The organism is Virgibacillus dokdonensis (assembly GCF_900166595.1).
Taxonomy (GTDB): Bacteria; Bacillota; Bacilli; order Bacillales; family Amphibacillaceae; genus Virgibacillus; species Virgibacillus dokdonensis.
This window is the reverse complement of sequence record NZ_LT745763.1, coordinates 1,013,177-1,028,304: the sequence shown is the minus strand read 5'-3', so window position 1 is coordinate 1,028,304 and position 15,128 is coordinate 1,013,177. Positions and strand designations below refer to the sequence as shown.

13 protein-coding genes and 1 riboswitch are annotated in these 15,128 nt (G+C 37.4%); of the genes, 4 read left to right on the top strand and 9 right to left on the bottom strand.

Features of this window, described 5'->3' with window-relative positions:
• The first annotated feature begins 1 nt into the window (after window position 1).
• Window positions 2-1,207, top strand: coding sequence for a transposase (locus B2C77_RS06460; RefSeq protein WP_077702885.1), 1,206 nt, complete (start codon window positions 2-4; stop codon window positions 1,205-1,207).
• A 229-nt stretch (window positions 1,208-1,436) separates the two neighbouring features.
• On the opposite strand, the gene B2C77_RS06455 is transcribed toward B2C77_RS06460, so the two are convergent.
• From B2C77_RS06455 to B2C77_RS06435, 5 genes are all read right to left on the bottom strand, one after another.
• Window positions 1,437-2,702, bottom strand: a complete 1,266-nt coding sequence (locus tag B2C77_RS06455; RefSeq protein WP_077702884.1) for a methyl-accepting chemotaxis protein — start codon at window positions 2,700-2,702, stop codon at window positions 1,437-1,439.
• Window positions 2,703-2,708: 6 nt separating this feature from the next.
• Entirely contained in the window at window positions 2,709-3,095 is a 387-nt protein-coding gene (locus tag B2C77_RS06450) for a hypothetical protein (RefSeq protein WP_073005783.1), read from the bottom strand.
• Window positions 3,088-3,468, bottom strand: a complete 381-nt coding sequence (locus B2C77_RS06445; RefSeq protein WP_077702883.1) for a carboxymuconolactone decarboxylase family protein — start codon at window positions 3,466-3,468, stop codon at window positions 3,088-3,090. Before B2C77_RS06445 ends, B2C77_RS06450 begins: the two co-directional genes overlap by 8 nt.
• Before the next feature lie 59 nt (window positions 3,469-3,527).
• Window positions 3,528-5,174, bottom strand: coding sequence for a thiamine pyrophosphate-binding protein (locus B2C77_RS06440; RefSeq protein ID WP_077702882.1), 1,647 nt, complete (start codon window positions 5,172-5,174; stop codon window positions 3,528-3,530).
• Between the two features lie 188 nt (window positions 5,175-5,362).
• On the bottom strand, window positions 5,363-6,400 hold the full coding sequence (locus B2C77_RS06435) for a lactonase family protein (RefSeq protein ID WP_077702881.1): 1,038 nt from the start codon (window positions 6,398-6,400) through the stop codon (window positions 5,363-5,365).
• Window positions 6,401-6,976: 576 nt separating this feature from the next.
• Between B2C77_RS06435 and B2C77_RS06430 the strand changes: the two genes are divergently transcribed.
• The 3 genes from B2C77_RS06430 to B2C77_RS06420 all read left to right on the top strand — a co-directional run bounded on the left by B2C77_RS06430 (window position 6,977) and on the right by B2C77_RS06420 (window position 10,149).
• A complete protein-coding gene (locus B2C77_RS06430) occupies window positions 6,977-7,519 on the top strand; it encodes a CueP family metal-binding protein (RefSeq protein WP_077702880.1) in 543 nt (180 codons plus the stop codon).
• A gap of 220 nt (window positions 7,520-7,739) precedes the next feature.
• Window positions 7,740-7,919: riboswitch (Lysine riboswitch) on the top strand.
• Between the two features lie 111 nt (window positions 7,920-8,030).
• On the top strand, window positions 8,031-8,912 hold the full coding sequence (dapA, locus tag B2C77_RS06425) for a 4-hydroxy-tetrahydrodipicolinate synthase (RefSeq protein WP_077702879.1): 882 nt from the start codon (window positions 8,031-8,033) through the stop codon (window positions 8,910-8,912).
• A gap of 187 nt (window positions 8,913-9,099) precedes the next feature.
• Complete coding sequence (locus B2C77_RS06420; RefSeq protein ID WP_077702878.1) at window positions 9,100-10,149, top strand: 2,3-butanediol dehydrogenase; 1,050 nt, start codon at window positions 9,100-9,102, stop codon at window positions 10,147-10,149.
• A gap of 183 nt (window positions 10,150-10,332) precedes the next feature.
• Here B2C77_RS06420 and B2C77_RS21595 read toward each other — a convergent pair whose 3' ends face one another.
• The 4 genes from B2C77_RS21595 to B2C77_RS06405 all read right to left on the bottom strand — a co-directional run bounded on the left by B2C77_RS21595 (window position 10,333) and on the right by B2C77_RS06405 (window position 14,739).
• A complete protein-coding gene (locus B2C77_RS21595; protein WP_164085480.1) occupies window positions 10,333-10,491 on the bottom strand; it encodes a hypothetical protein in 159 nt (52 codons plus the stop codon).
• Window positions 10,492-10,909: 418 nt separating this feature from the next.
• Window positions 10,910-11,917, bottom strand: coding sequence for a Rieske 2Fe-2S domain-containing protein (locus B2C77_RS06415; protein WP_077702877.1), 1,008 nt, complete (start codon window positions 11,915-11,917; stop codon window positions 10,910-10,912).
• A 63-nt stretch (window positions 11,918-11,980) separates the two neighbouring features.
• Entirely contained in the window at window positions 11,981-13,342 is a 1,362-nt protein-coding gene (locus B2C77_RS06410) for an amidohydrolase (RefSeq protein ID WP_077702876.1), read from the bottom strand.
• Window positions 13,339-14,739 carry a nucleobase:cation symporter-2 family protein gene (locus B2C77_RS06405; RefSeq protein WP_077702875.1) on the bottom strand — a complete coding sequence of 467 codons (1,401 nt, stop codon included), beginning with the start codon at window positions 14,737-14,739 and terminating at the stop codon, window positions 13,339-13,341. Before B2C77_RS06405 ends, B2C77_RS06410 begins: the two co-directional genes overlap by 4 nt.
• Between the last annotated feature and the right edge of the window lie 389 nt (window positions 14,740-15,128).

Below are 15,128 nucleotides of genomic sequence, written 5' to 3'. Positions count from 1 at the left end.
GATGGAACAGCTCTTCTTTCAACAAGTCGTGTGGCTTTATCAACAAGAAGCGATTACCGGTGAAACCATCTATATCGATGGCACCAAAATCGAAGCGTATGCCAACCGGTATTCTTTCGTATGGAAAAAGGCAATCACCAAACATGAAGCCAAGATGTATATCAAATGGCAAGCCCTGCTGGAACAGATCAATACAACATACTGTCAGATTTTCACCAGTCCTTACGAGACTTTTTTAGAAGATTTGAAAAAAGTGCTTGTTTTCCTGGAGAAAGTAAAAGCGGAAGAAAACATCACGTTCGTTTATGGAAAAGGGAAAAGAAAAACGGTCCTTCAACGTTATCATGAACAAGTAAAGGAAATGCTTCAACGTAAAGAACACTACGATACTTCCAATCAGATTATGGGAGAGAAACGAAACAGTTATTCTAAAACAGACCATAATGCCACGTTTATGCGAATGAAAGATGATCCTATGAGGAATGGTCAACTCAAACCAGCTTATAATGTCCAAGCTGCCGTGGATGCGGAATTTATCGTTGGGATCAATGCGTTTTCCGATCGAAACGACACAACAACATTAATTCCAATGCTTCAATACGTAAAGGAACATCTTCCCTTTACCTATCGCAACATCGTCGCAGATTCTGGATATGAAAGCGAAGAAAATTACGTGTATTTAAAGAAGCAAAAACAGACGGCCTATATCAAGCCGCAAAATCATGAACGCAAGAAAAAAGCTTCTTTCAAAAAGGACATCAGACACCGAGAAAACATGGCTTATGATAAAAGCACAGATACCTGTGCCAATAACCAGCAGCTGCATGCCATTAGAAACTACACGCGAACCTCGCAGACTGGCTATCAATCTAAGGTAACCGTCTACGAATGTGAAGATTGTACAGATTGTCCGCTCAAAGAAAAATGTACAAAAGCGAAAGGGAATCGCCAACTGCATGTAGCCAAGGAATTTCTGGCATACCGGGAAACAGGCACACTGTACCGTATGAATCGTTCCATTCAAGTGGAAGGAACGTTCGGCGTACTGAAGGAAGATTATCATTTGAAGAAATTTCGTACGCGAGGAACAGGCAATGTACGAAACGAACTTTTAATCCTGGCATTTGGTTATAATCTCAATAAAATACATACGAAAATCCAAGCTAATCGCCTAAACCTCTATTATCATCCATTAAAGACAGCTTAAAAAAATAAAAAAAGGCGAGGCTTATTTAAGTGCGTCAAAAGCCGATTAAATTTCCCTTTATCACCATAAATAAAATAATGCATCTTAAAACGAGCAATCTCATATATAAAAAGGAGCTGTCAGCAAATGTATAATATGCATTTTGCGACAGCTCCAAGATAAAAGCACAAGTACTAATCACTAACAAATATAGTAATACAAGCTAGCCCATATGTTTAATTAAAAAACCCTATTTATTCCACTCATTGTCTACTTGATCATTTAATTTCGTCGATATATCAGCCAGTAATGAGGCTGAAGAAGATACTTCCTGCATAGACGCATTTAGTTCCTCAACGACAGCCACAATATTTTGTAGATTAGCTGTCGATTGACTTGCAACACTAGATACATCTTCCATAGATGAAGTAACACCATTCATATTTTCCTTTACCTCATGAACAGCTTCTGATAAATCTTGAATAAATTCATCCACTACATCCACATCTTGAGAAATAAGCTGAAATACTTGAGAAATTTCACCATTTCTGGATACACCTTGTTTAATGGTATTTCCACTTTCCTGAATGACATGAATAACTTCTTTTGTTCCACCTTGAATTTCATCAATTAGATGTTGAGTTTTAGCTGTTGCTGCATTTGTTTGCTCTGCTAATTTGCGAACTTCTTCAGCAACTACAGAGAACCCTTTCCCATGCTCACCCGCACGCGCAGCCTCAATTGCAGCATTTAAAGAAAGCAGATTCGTTTGATTTGATATATCCGTTATAAGCGACAATATTTCTCCGACCTGATTCATTTTTTCTTTTAAATCATTTACGACGTGAATAGAATCATCCACTTGCTTCGCTATCTCATCCATTTGCTCGGTAGCACTAAAAACAACTTCACTTCCGTTTTTCGCATTTTTCTTAGCCGTTTTCGACGTCTCTTTCACAAATTTCGTACTTTCATCTATTTCAGTTAAAGTAAAAAAGACTTGCGATGAAGAATCATTAATCGTTTGAATGGATTGTGTTTGCATATCTGCTCCAGAAGCTAATTCTTGAATGGACGCAGAAATTTCGCCTGTTGCTTTCGTCGTCTCTTCCGTTGTAGACATCAGCTGCTGAGAAGATGCAGCTGTTTGTTCAACTAATTCCATTACTTGTCGATCTTGTTCATTTACTGAATAATTATTCTCTGTATTCATTATCCACTCCTTCACCCACTTATAAACAGGATGGTGAAGAGAATCATCTCTGCTAACATCTATATCTTTTACACTTTGTTTAAACGGAGAAAACAGAAAATGTCCATAGATATAGGCAAAACACAGGGAGAGTAAACTTGCAATAGATAGCCCGATTAATGCAGAAATAGACTTCAAACTAATATCTGAGATAATGAATATGAAAAGTGTAATCAAAGGTATAAAAGTAATAATTAAAGTAAATAAAAATAAATACAATAATAATGTTTGATAAACCGTTAAGCTTCTTCCTACTTTTTTCATCTCTTTTCATCCTTCATTTATTTTGAATTCTGGAATACCCATGAACTCCAGTGCTTCATCTAATTTCGTAAAAGCTCGTATGGAGTCATATGTACCTGCTGTTCTAGATAAGCGATTCAACTGCATTTTTAGCGCCACACTTGGTGCTACAGTAGCGTTTTTCTCAATATTACTGCTTACCCATTCCATAAATTTCCCCCATACCATATTCACCTCTGGCTTAGCTACACCTATAATCTTGCTATTATCATTAAGGAATTTTTTTATTTCGGGTTTTTGTAAAACCTCTTTTACTGCATTTGCATGTTTCTCAGCTTCCTCTTTCGTCCCAGCCATTTCAAAGTAGTTAAAATATAGTACATCTTTATACACTTTCATTTCATACTTAGCCATTGTTCTTCTCCCTTTCTTCAACTACTGATTTAAAAATATGCAATGCATGAATTGCCTTTGGAAATCCTGCGTAGGCACTACAATGATTTATTAATTCTAAAATTTCCGACTGATGAACACCAACGTTTAGTGCTGCATGGAAATGATAGGTTAATCCTCTACCAGCATCTCCTTGGGTGATTAAAGAAGATAGCGTAATAAGGGCTCGTTGCTTTAAATCAAGCGAATCATTGTGATAAACATCCCCATAGCCAAATTCTAAAGCAAGCTTAGCTAAACGCGGCGAAAACTTTTCAACTTCTTTCATCGCATCTATTCCTTTAGAACCGGCTAATTCTTCAATTTGCTTCCATCCTCTTTCTTGTTTAGTCAATATGTTCATCTCCTATCTTGGTATTCATATAAAGAAGGGAAAGATGGCAAATTTGCACCTTACCCACGTTTTAATGTTGGAGGGACTTCCTCTTTTTCCACTAGGATTTCAATAACTGCTGTTTGTCGTTCTTTTAACGCTATTTCAGTTGCTTCGACAATTTCTTCCATTTTTGTGCAACGATAACCGATTGCGCCTAGAGATTCAGCAAACAATGTCGCATTCATTGCAGTCGTATACCTTGTTCCTGCTGATTTACCAATGTTATAACGCATGCCTTTATCTACCATGTCAAGCATGCCATTATTAAACACATAGAAAATCATTGGTATTTTTTGGTTTACAGCTGTCGATATTTCCGTTCCTTGCATCATCACACAGCCATCACCCGTAAAACTAACAACAGGTATTTCTTTTGTAGCTATTTTTGCTCCGATTGCAAAATTAAGCCCGTGCCCCATTGCACCAAATACATCGTCAAAAAAGAAAGTACCAGATTTTACAATATCAAAATATTTAATAGCATAGAAAGTATGGCTACCATCATCTCCAAATACAACGGTCTCCTCAGGTAATACGGCTCTTAAACATTTCATAACTTCTGCTGTAGATAAATTTTGGTATGGAGCTTGGTCTTTTTTCTTTTCTTCTAAATCAAGTATTTCTTTTTTCCAATACGGCTTTAAATTGGGCGTTTCCCTATTTGAAGAATAGTTCGTATTTAACTGCTGAAGATTCTTCTTTGCATCTCCTTTAACAAATACAGTATCTACTAAAATAGACTTTCCGATAAAATCAGCCTGTTGATCAAAATGAATCATTGTTTTAGGGTATTGTTCACTTGCCAATCCAGCTATTGACATATCCGTCAACTTAGATCCAATAACAACCATCACATCTACACCCTCAGCCATATAAGCAGTAGCGGCTTCAGTCCCACCTAGTCCATACGCCCCTAATGAAAGTCGATGTTTTGTGGGAAATGTGCCTTTACCTCCTGGTGTGGTCATGACCGGAATATTCCATTTTTCACTAAACTGCATTACTTCTCGGTAAGCCTTAGCTATGTGAACCCCTTTTCCTAACAATAAAACAGGACGTTTCGCATCTTGCAATATGTGGGCTGCTTGCTTCAGATTCCCTGAAATAGGAGTATCATTTATTAGCTTTATAGGCGATGAGAATGGGGCTATCTTATTAATAAGTACATCTAGGGGAATGGATAAATGTACTGGCCCTTTTTCTCCAAGCAAGGCTCGTTCTAAAGCGTACTGAATATATTTTTTTAACAGGTTTGCATCCTCTACCTTTGCGCTAAACAACGTTACAGAACGAAACATTTCTGTTAAATCCGTACCAAACATACTTGAGTCTTGACCAACTGGCTTCCCCATATCCGTTAATGGTGGATGACCAGTAATAAACAAGACAGGTGCATGATATGCTTTTGCTTGTGCTGCGGCTGTAAGAAGGTTCGTTCCTCCAGGACCTGATGTACCAATAGCAACTGCTAAACTATCATTTTTCAAGGCATAGCCTGTTGCCATATAACCAGCACTACATTCATGTCGTGCTAATACAAAATCCATGTCGTGATGTTCCATTTCTAAAATGAGCGGCACAATAGGCTTACCTGGAACTCCAAAGGCATACTGGCAGCCTTGTGCTTTTAAGATTTCTACGATTTGAGCTGCAACGGTTAACATATTTTTTGCTCCCCTCCTTAGAAGATGTTTTTTGCTTTTGCTTTGTTTATATCGGTGGATATTATGGTATATTTAGTCATTTCTTCATTTTATTAGTTGATAAAATGAAAAAGACTTGGCTTTAAGCCAAGTCTTTAACGGATTAGTAATTGTAATACTGTTATTTCGTATATTCAAGCAATGTAAAACTAGTTTAAAAATTTCACACAGACTACTTCAGGAACTTCGACAGTAGAATCCATTGGTGTTAATTTTCCCGTCTTTTGATCGCGTGCAAATAAAACTAAGTTTCCACTATGCTGATTGGAAGCAACAATGAAGGACTCACTAGGATCTAATACAAAATCACGTGGCCACTCTCCGCCTGTTGCAGTAAATTCTATAAAGGTTAATTCGTCTGTTTCTGCATCTACTTCAAATAGCGCGATACTATTGTGACCGCGATTACCAGTGTAAACAAATTTTCCGTCTGACGAGATATGAATCGCACTAGCATCGTTTGTTTCTGTGAAATCTGCTGGTTTCGCAAGCACGGTTTGCTTTTCTGAAAAACTTCCTGTTTGTGCATCATAATCTAGAACAATTACTTCTGAACTAAGCTCCGTAAGTAAATACGCTGTTTTCCCATTGGGATGAAATACAATATGTCTTGGACCACTTCCCGGTTTTACGGTTCGTGTTTGATGACGAACAAGTTTATTATCTTCTATACGGTAGGTTACTAGCTCATCTGTACCTAGATCACAAACGACTACATAGTTATGATCTGGCGTAAATCCAGCAAAATGAACGTGTGATTTTTCTTGACGCTCATGAGGACCATCACCGTTATGTTGTATAGCGGACGCAGTTACTAATGCTTTGTTATCTTCAAAAGCGTATAAAACTACCTCGCCTCTATGGTAATTACCAGTAACTATTTGATTGTCATAAATGGATAAGTGACATGGGGATTTCCCTTCTGTTAGTTGTTCATCTATTTTTATTAGTTCCCCTGTTTCTTGTTTTATTTGATAAGCTTGTACACCGCCTAAATCTCCGTCTTGTCCAATGGAGAACAAGTAACGGTTATCTTCACTAACGGCTACATACGTTGGGCTCCCAACTTCAGCGGCTACTTCAACTGCTGTTATTTTTTTCGCTTTTGGATCTAATTCAAAACGATAGATACCCTTACTTGTATTACGCGTGTACGTCCCTGCATATCCAAGAAAATTATTTTTCATGATGATACCTTCCTTTTTAAAGAGATGTGTACTTAAAGTCTAAGCGCAAATGAATAAAAAGTAAAACGCGGAGAGGGAGAAACTTCTTAACATCTATGGAAACCAGCCTATATCTGGTTTCGAAGAATAGAAGGAAAAGGTGCTTTTTAATAAGAAAAAGACGCTGTCACTTTTAGACAATCCCAAAAACCCCCAATTAAAGCTAGGACCGATGATGTCTCCAGAATCATTGTTTATAACATCATTTAATTTATTTCTCCTTCAAATATTTACATTATATTCCTGCCACCCATTATTTAGATATATAACCAATAGATACCTTTTTCATATTAAATGTTCTACAAAATATTTGCACTTTTTTATGATAGTAACAATTAAGGTTCTAAAGATCATTTTATGCACGGCATATAGCGTTTGGATTATTGGATAAACCACTATATATAGGTTTTTGAAAGTGTAATTTTTTAAAATCGACCTTTTTGGTAAATAACCATCTGCTAGCAAATGATTGATTGTCTAATGAACGATTTGCTATACTTTTCTCAAACAATAAACTATAAAATGGAGGTGACGATATTGAAATTAAAATCCTTACTACTCTTCTTGATACTATCACTATTTGGACTAATACTAGTCGCATGTAATAACGACGATACGACAAGTGAAACTGAAGAGAATAGTGATAAAGTAGACGTTAAACAGTTAGTAAACGATTACAGCACGGACAAAAAAGAAGCAGAATCAGCTTCAATTACAGGTGAAGAGCTAGTTGTAAATACTACAGCTGGAAAAGAAAAAAGCTATGAACTCCCTAAAGATGAATTTTTCGTTTCTATTGCTCCATTCGTAGAACAAACGCATCCTTGTACTTACCATAGTTTAACAGGATGCCAAGGCGAAATGGTAATGAAAGAATTCGATGTATATATTGAAGATGAAGATGGTAATGTCGTTGTCGATGAAAAAGTAATGTCTTTGGCAAATGGTTTTATTGACTTATGGGTTCCTAGAGACAAAAAATACCATATAACAATAGAGCATGATGGTAAACAAGTTCAATCTGAATTTTCCTCTTATACAGAAGACCCAACCTGCCTCACTAATATGCAATTAACGTAGGTATCACTTAGCTAAAGCCTAGATCAAGAACTTTAGACAAAAGGTGGCTTGCAAGCACGCCTTAGATTAGATTTCAATTCTATAATAGATAATGGACCAAAGTATGCTAATCTTAGGCATTTTATATAGATAAAACACGTAAAAAGTGTTCTTGCATAACAAGGAGAAATCTGCTATAGTACAGACAATCGAATATATTCCTATTTCAAAATGTTATTGAAATAAGGATAGAGGTGCGAGGCTCAAAAGTACACTATTGGAGGATAATGAGATCCATGGAAAATAGTGAAAAGGGTGCTTTGCCGAAGTTGTAGAGAACTCATTACTTCTACAGCTGGTTCTGCTATTGAACAAATACAGGACTGTCATATAGGTAACTATATGGAGGGCTATCTAGACGCATGAAGCTTTTAAACTTTCAAAGCAGCAGCGATATGCCGTCGCTGTTGCTTTTTTGCGGACAAAATTGCCTTGTTACCTACACTATAATTTTAAAAAAGGGTGTGAAGTAATGAATTTTGGCCAAGTTATCACTGCAATGGTAACACCATTTGACAACAACGAAAATATTGATTTTTATGCCGTTGAAAAACTTGTCAACTACTTAATTGAAAATGGATCGGATAGCTTAGTTATTGCTGGTACTACTGGAGAATCACCAACGTTAACCAATGATGAAAAAATAGCTTTATTTAAACATGTAGTTACAGTTTCTAAAGGACGAGCAAAAATAATAGCCGGAACAGGTTCTAATAATACGAAAGCTTCCATTGAATTAACCAAGCTGGCTGAAAAAACTGGTGTCGACGCAATTATGCTTGTCACCCCTTACTACAACAAGCCTTCTCAAGAAGGTATTTATCAGCATTTTGCTACGATTGCTAACGCAACACATTTACCAATAATGCTTTATAACGTACCTGGCAGAACTTCTGTCCAAGTGGAAGCGGATACGATCAATCGTCTTTCTAACATAGAGAATATTGTATCGGTTAAAGAAGCAAGTGGTAATTTAGATCAAATGACAACCATAATCTCTAACACTCCAGATAGTTTCACTTTATACTGTGGAGATGATAGCTTAACGCTACCTGCCATTGCCATTGGTGCAAATGGCATTGTATCCGTTTCCTCTCATATTATTGGTAACCAAATGCAGGAAATGATCCAGCACTTTAGAAATGGTGACATCACCACAAGCGCAAAATCGCACCAAAAATTACTGCCAATAATGAAAGCAATGTTTGCTCAGTCAAGTCCGGCTCCGGTTAAAAGTGCTCTAAATATGCTAGGCATTACGGTTGGAGATGTCCGTCTACCAATACAGAACTTAACAAAAATGGAATGGGATACACTAGAACAACAACTTACTGCCACTGGTATTTTAAAATAGATTTATTCATTACCATGAAGTGAGTACCTTCTATACAGTTGTAATCCCTTGAAGATAAACCTAAGAAATATGAACATTTTGTTACATTGTCGTTAACTCAAACAAAAGAGTGTCGAAATTTGTAAATCTGCGATACAATAATACCGGAGTTAGTTTGTAAAAATTTTCTTTTGGGGGTAACAACATTATGAAAGCAGCAGTATGGTATGGACAAAAAGACATTCGCGTAGAAGAAAGAGAACAAAAACCATTAAAAGACACAGAGGTTAAAGTAAAGGTTGCATGGGCTGGTCTATGCGGTAGTGACTTACATGAGTATGAAGAAGGTCCAGTATTTATTCCAACAGAAAAAGAAGATGAATTAGCTGGTGGTATTGCGCCGCTTACCATGGGGCATGAATTTGCTGGTGTCATTGAAGAAGTTGGGGCAAAGGTAACAAACTTCAAACCAGGCGACCGCGTAGCTGTAAATCCAACTATTACGCATGGCAACAAATCAGAAGATCTTGATCCATATGATGGTTTTTCTTTTGTAGGCTTGCACACAGATGGTGGATTCACATCTTTTGCCAATGTTCCAGAAAACAACGTGTATCTTTTACCAGAACCATTAACTTTACAAGATGGGGCATTAATTGAACCTACAGCAGTAGCAGTTCAAGCTGTGAAAGAAGCTGGCATGCAATTTGGCGACACTGTTGCAGTATTTGGTGCTGGTCCAATTGGTTTGTTAACCATCCTAGCAGCAAGAGCAGCTGGAGCAAGCAAAATTATCGCATTAGACTTATCTGAAACACGTTTAGAAAAAGCAAAAGAAGTTGGTGCGACACACGTCATTAATTCAGGGGAAACAGATCCAGTAAAAGCTGTTTTCGATATCGTACCTGAGGGTGTCAATGCTTCATTTGAAGTTGCTGGTGTAGCGCCTACTTTCAAACAATCTATTGAAGTAACAAAACCACGTGGAACGATGGTCATCGTTTCTATTTTTGCTAGACCAATTGAGTGGAACCCAATGCAACTAACTGGAAAAGGTGTGAAAATCACTTCTACTATTGCGTACACACCAACATCTTTCCAACAAACAATCGACTTAATGGCAAGTGGACAATTAAAACCACAATCCATTATTACTAACCAAATTCAATTAGATGACATCGTAGAAAAAGGATTTGAATTATTATCTACAGATAAGTCTCAAGCTAAAATTTTAATTGAGCTAAGTGGCGAAAAATAAGCACAACAAAAAAATATACGTTTAAATCGTTTAAAGAACAGCATCTGTTTCTTGACGCTCACAAAAAAGTGAAAACGTCTAAAATATACAATTGCTTTCTAATTAAAAACGTTAACTTGTGAAAAACGAACAAGGTCTAGCCAAATACTTTTTGGATAGACCTTGTTTTTTTACTCAGCAAATTTAAGGAGAAAGCTTTGCAAGTGTATGAAATTCCGCTTGCCTATTTGACGATTGTTCACTTGAAAAGGCACGCACAAGGTATTGATCATCAATGATAAACTTTTGGTCTGTAGTAGCATTTCTAAGTAAGGCTATATGTGCTAACAGTTGCTTCCCCAATTACCTTCCCCTCCAATCACAGTTATTTACTCATATTCTCATAACCTCTAAACAAAGGCTCGGGGCGCCCGTTTAGCAACGTAGCGAGTGGAACGAATCAACTAATGTTTTACAGGGGTATGCCGACGCACTAAGGCAAGCCCGTTTTTAGTCGGTCTTCCTATTTAGCACGAACCGATGATGACTTATCTTAGGGCAATGGAGTGAAGTCGCCTAGTTGCTGGCGCTGAAGCCGGACGTGGCTTATTCTGTTAATTCATTACCCCAAAGCATCTAATTTTTATACTTTCTTACCGTTTAAAAAAATCTACTTGAAGCAGGGATAGGTTCTGCGCGAACATTTAAGAGAAAATCCGATCTATCATTCATATTTCAAAGAATCTCAAATGGTAGATCGGACTTTAATTTTTCAAGATCATTAAGATGGTACTATTTCACGCTTTTTTCGATAATTAGGAGTAGTTCCGGTTTCTATGCCAAGTTCATCTAACCAGCGACGATAAGCAATGGTTAAAGCATCACATTTCAAATGCATTTCGGCTTGCAAATCTAACGGCAATAACTCAGGCTTCTGGCTTTCAACCACATCTAAATCTTGTTTAAATATTAGATCTTGAAACTCCACAAATGGTTCATCCGGCTTATCTAAATCATAGTTTCTAGTTAATAGCATAAACACTTTTGTTTGTTCATCCGCTTCTTGTACGACTGTAATGAGGACGATGAATTCTTCACTTGAACCCTCAACTGATTTGGTAAAACGAGCTGTAGTAGGATTAAGTATTTCATATACATAGTCCGTATAGCCACCTACTGAACGACCATCTGGATTGGGCTGATAGATTGGTATTTCACTTGTGATAAAACGACCATCAACAAACGTAACATCATAATTTTGCACTTCAGCATGATCCTCATCTCCCAATAAACCACCATGAACAAACATAAGATGCGAAATATCAAGGAAGTTCTCAATGACTCTAGGTGCGTTAGCACTCACTTTATAAGGGCCACAAATAGCAGTCCGATATCCTTCTCTACTATATTCTAGATAGTTTAATAATGGTAAAGGCTGTTCACTTAAGTTTACCCAAATTAATCCCGCATACACTTGACAATGATATACCGTGGCTTTCGCCTTTTGTGGAATGGCACGCTCGCATGGTAGGGCAGGTATTTTTACACATATCCCTTCATCATTGTACTCCCAAGCATGATATGGACAAACAATATTCCCATTCTTTACTTTCCCTAAAGACAATGCTGCACCTCGATGAATGCATAAATCCTTAAATGCATGAACTCCCTTTTGATTTCGAAATAAAACTACTCTTTCTCCAAGAATGTGAACTTGCTTTGGATCTTCGTGTAATTCCGTTTCCTTTAAAACTGGATGCCACTCCTGCCATAATCGATCTTTTTTCATACAAATCCCCTTCTGTTTAATAGTTGAGTTATTTTTACAAAAACGTTTTTCCTGAAACACTCCTTACCTTACATGCAGGAAGCGTTCCTTTAAATGGATGCCTGCACGTTTCACAACACCTTCCGCCAATTGCTGAGCTGTCTCTATTATTTCATTTTCATTGACGGTTAAAATGTTTCGATCTTTCATTAACCATTGCCCATTGCACATGGAAGACTCTACATTGCTTGCATGCATGGAATAAACGATATTGGCAATCGGGTCATGCATGGGGAAACTTCCTATTTGTTTAGGGTCAATAATAATGAGGTCAGCCCTTTTTCCTTGCTCCAATGAACCAATCTCCCTATCCCACAATAAACATTTCGCTGCCTTTACAGTCGCCATTTCTAGGACTTGCTCAGCGGGAACAGTCGTTGTATCCAATGTTCTTCCTTTATGTATGAGTGATGTTACATACATTTCGTCCATCATGTCCATACGATTATTTGCGGGCGCGCCATCTGTACCAATGGACACATCGATTCCTTTTTCCAGCATTTCTGGAATTCTGGCAAAACCGAGCACCTTCATTGCTGCACCTGGGTTATGGGAAACTTTAACGTTATGTAACATCACAAGATCCATTTCTCGATCTGTTAGCCAAACCATATGTGCTGTTAACAAGTTTTCATCCAATAAACCAAGTTTATGTAAATGCTCAATAGTTGAAGCACCACGTTGTTCCTTTGTATAACGAATTTCATCCATTATTTCTGCTGCATGCATATGAATACCAACTCCATATTGATCAGCTAATTGTTTTGTTTGTCTTATTAAATCATCAGAACAATTAAATATAGTACGTAAACCAAACCACATTTTAATTCGCTCGTCAGAAGTATGATGCCATTTCTCTATAAGTGCTTCTTGTTTTTTCAATGCATCATTTGTTGTTTCCTGCCAATTTAATGGCAATCCTTCCCCCATATCCATGGTTGAGCGTGATAAAATAGCCCGAAGTCCAACTTCTTTGACCGCTTTTCCTAATGCATCTACATGATGACCGCCAGCTTCAGCCAAAGTCGTAACACCTGATTTAATAAGTTCAATACTACAAGCAAGGGCTGAAATATACGCTTCCTCCTCTGTCATACTGCTTTCATATGGCCAAATTCGTTTACGCAACCATGTTAGTAAATCCACATCATCTGCAATGCCCCTACCTAGTTGTTGTGACAAATGAACATGCGTATTGATAAGACCTGGCATAACCATTTTCCCAGTAACGTCTACTACATCGGCATCATCGTGAATGCTGTCTTTTGTAACATGCCCAACTGCTTTGATTGTATTGCCTTCAATGAGAACATCTCCGTGAACAAATACTTCTCTATTTGCATTCATTGAAATAATATATCCATTTTTTAAAAGTGTTTGTTTCATCTTTTTCCTCCAGTGATCGTTTCATAATGTTTATCTACATGATTTGTTAATGGTTTATTATTTACATTTCGTATTATATGATTTGTTTTTTCAGGTAGCAGTTTATTTAATATAACTGCTGCTAAAACCCCAACCGCCATTCCTGAAGATAATAAATAGTGAATTATGTCTGGCATTTTTTCAATAATTTCAGCTGGTAAAAATATTGTAAACAACGTTAACATAATTGGGATGCCAATCATTAACATATTTCGTTCAGAAAACGGGATATCTTTTACCACTCGAAATCCGTTCATCATAATGACGACACAGACTAAAGCGAACACACCGTTAACAACTGGAGCCGGGATACTGGCAATAGCATTCATTATTTTAGGCATCATGCTTAATGCAATTAAAATAATTCCTCCAGCTATCACCGGATAACGGCTTTTCACACCAGTAATAGCTACTACCCCAGCATTAGAAGAATAGCCAGTAACAGATGTACCACCAAAGCAAGCGCCTATTAAACAGCCAATACCTTCTCCTAATGCTCCGCCATTTAAACGTCTATCATCAAGAGGCTGTCCAGTCACATTACTAACGGTAAACCAGGTGCCTGTTGTTTCAATCATAATAATAAAATAAAGAAAAGTCACAATCATAATCGCTTCCCATTCAAAGGTGGGGACACCGAAAGCAAAAAGATGTGGCATTGCAAACCACTTAGCTGTATACACCGATGAAAAATCCAACATACCAAAGAATGAAGCTACGACTGTGCCTATAGTTAAGGCGAGAATAACTGAAAACAATTTCACAAACTTAAAACTGATAAATGTTTCTCCTATATAAATACATACTACTAACACTCCCATACTCAAAGCAGCAATGAAAACATTCGTGCCAAAATGACCTGAAGCAGTATAAATTGATTGAATGGCGCTTGGCATTAATGCAACACCCACCACAATAATTACTGTTCCAGCAACAAGTTTCGGTATAAAAGATTGAATTATTTTACTGAATATTCGGAAAGGATAGCCTAACAAAGCAATCAATATGGCCCCAGGAATCAAGCTACCAATCATAGCGCCTAGTCCAGAGGTAGTTCCAATTGCTGCTAAAGCGCTCAATGGTATAAAAGAAGGGCCCTGCATAACAGGTAGCTTCATTGCAAACCCTGCTTGTATCACCGTAGCAATACCACAAGCTAGAAATGTCATTTGAATAAGTAATGCTGTATTTGCGACAGAAAGCGACAGAAGCCCAGCTAAAATAATAGGTGGAATAAACAAATCCATTGCTAAAACATGCTGTGAACCAATCATAAGTGACTTTAAAACTCGTGGTCTTTCTTGCTTAGATAGATGTTGATTACGCTGAAATTGGTCTTCTTCGAGTAACGATTTCATTCTTTGTTGTCCCCTTTGTCTAGTTGATTGTCCCATACAGTAGGTGTTTCTCCTATATCTCCATCTAGCATCCTCTTATTGGAACATACACGGATAGAATTAGAAAAACTTGGCTTGTCGCCAAGTCCTATGGCGAAAGGTGTAGTTTTTCTTATACTATAAACTTTTATACTTTCCTATAGTGGAACAAAGGCGCAAGCGCCCGGTTAGCAACGTAGCGACTGGAACGAATCAACGAAAGTTTTAGGAATCACGGTGAGGAACGAACCGATGATGACTTATCGTAAGGCGATTTCGTGAAGTCGCCTAGTTGCTGGGCGCTGGAGCCGGACGTGGCTAAATAACTTAGTTAGTTTATCCACAGCTGCAAAATTTTATAATTTCCTAGA

Coding starts and splice junctions, on each gene's coding strand:
- dapA (WP_077702879.1), top strand. CDS start 8,031: ATGAATTTTGGCCAAGTTATCACTGCAATGGTAACACCATTTGACAAC.
- B2C77_RS06450 (WP_073005783.1), bottom strand. CDS start 3,095: ATGGCTAAGTATGAAATGAAAGTGTATAAAGATGTACTATATTTTAAC.
- B2C77_RS06455 (WP_077702884.1), bottom strand. CDS start 2,702: ATGAAAAAAGTAGGAAGAAGCTTAACGGTTTATCAAACATTATTATTG.
- B2C77_RS06410 (WP_077702876.1), bottom strand. CDS start 13,342: ATGAAACAAACACTTTTAAAAAATGGATATATTATTTCAATGAATGCA.
- B2C77_RS06405 (WP_077702875.1), bottom strand. CDS start 14,739: ATGAAATCGTTACTCGAAGAAGACCAATTTCAGCGTAATCAACATCTA.
- B2C77_RS06440 (WP_077702882.1), bottom strand. CDS start 5,174: ATGTTAACCGTTGCAGCTCAAATCGTAGAAATCTTAAAAGCACAAGGC.
- B2C77_RS06460 (WP_077702885.1), top strand. CDS start 2: ATGGAACAGCTCTTCTTTCAACAAGTCGTGTGGCTTTATCAACAAGAA.
- B2C77_RS06435 (WP_077702881.1), bottom strand. CDS start 6,400: ATGAAAAATAATTTTCTTGGATATGCAGGGACGTACACGCGTAATACA.
- B2C77_RS06420 (WP_077702878.1), top strand. CDS start 9,100: ATGAAAGCAGCAGTATGGTATGGACAAAAAGACATTCGCGTAGAAGAA.
- B2C77_RS06415 (WP_077702877.1), bottom strand. CDS start 11,917: ATGAAAAAAGATCGATTATGGCAGGAGTGGCATCCAGTTTTAAAGGAA.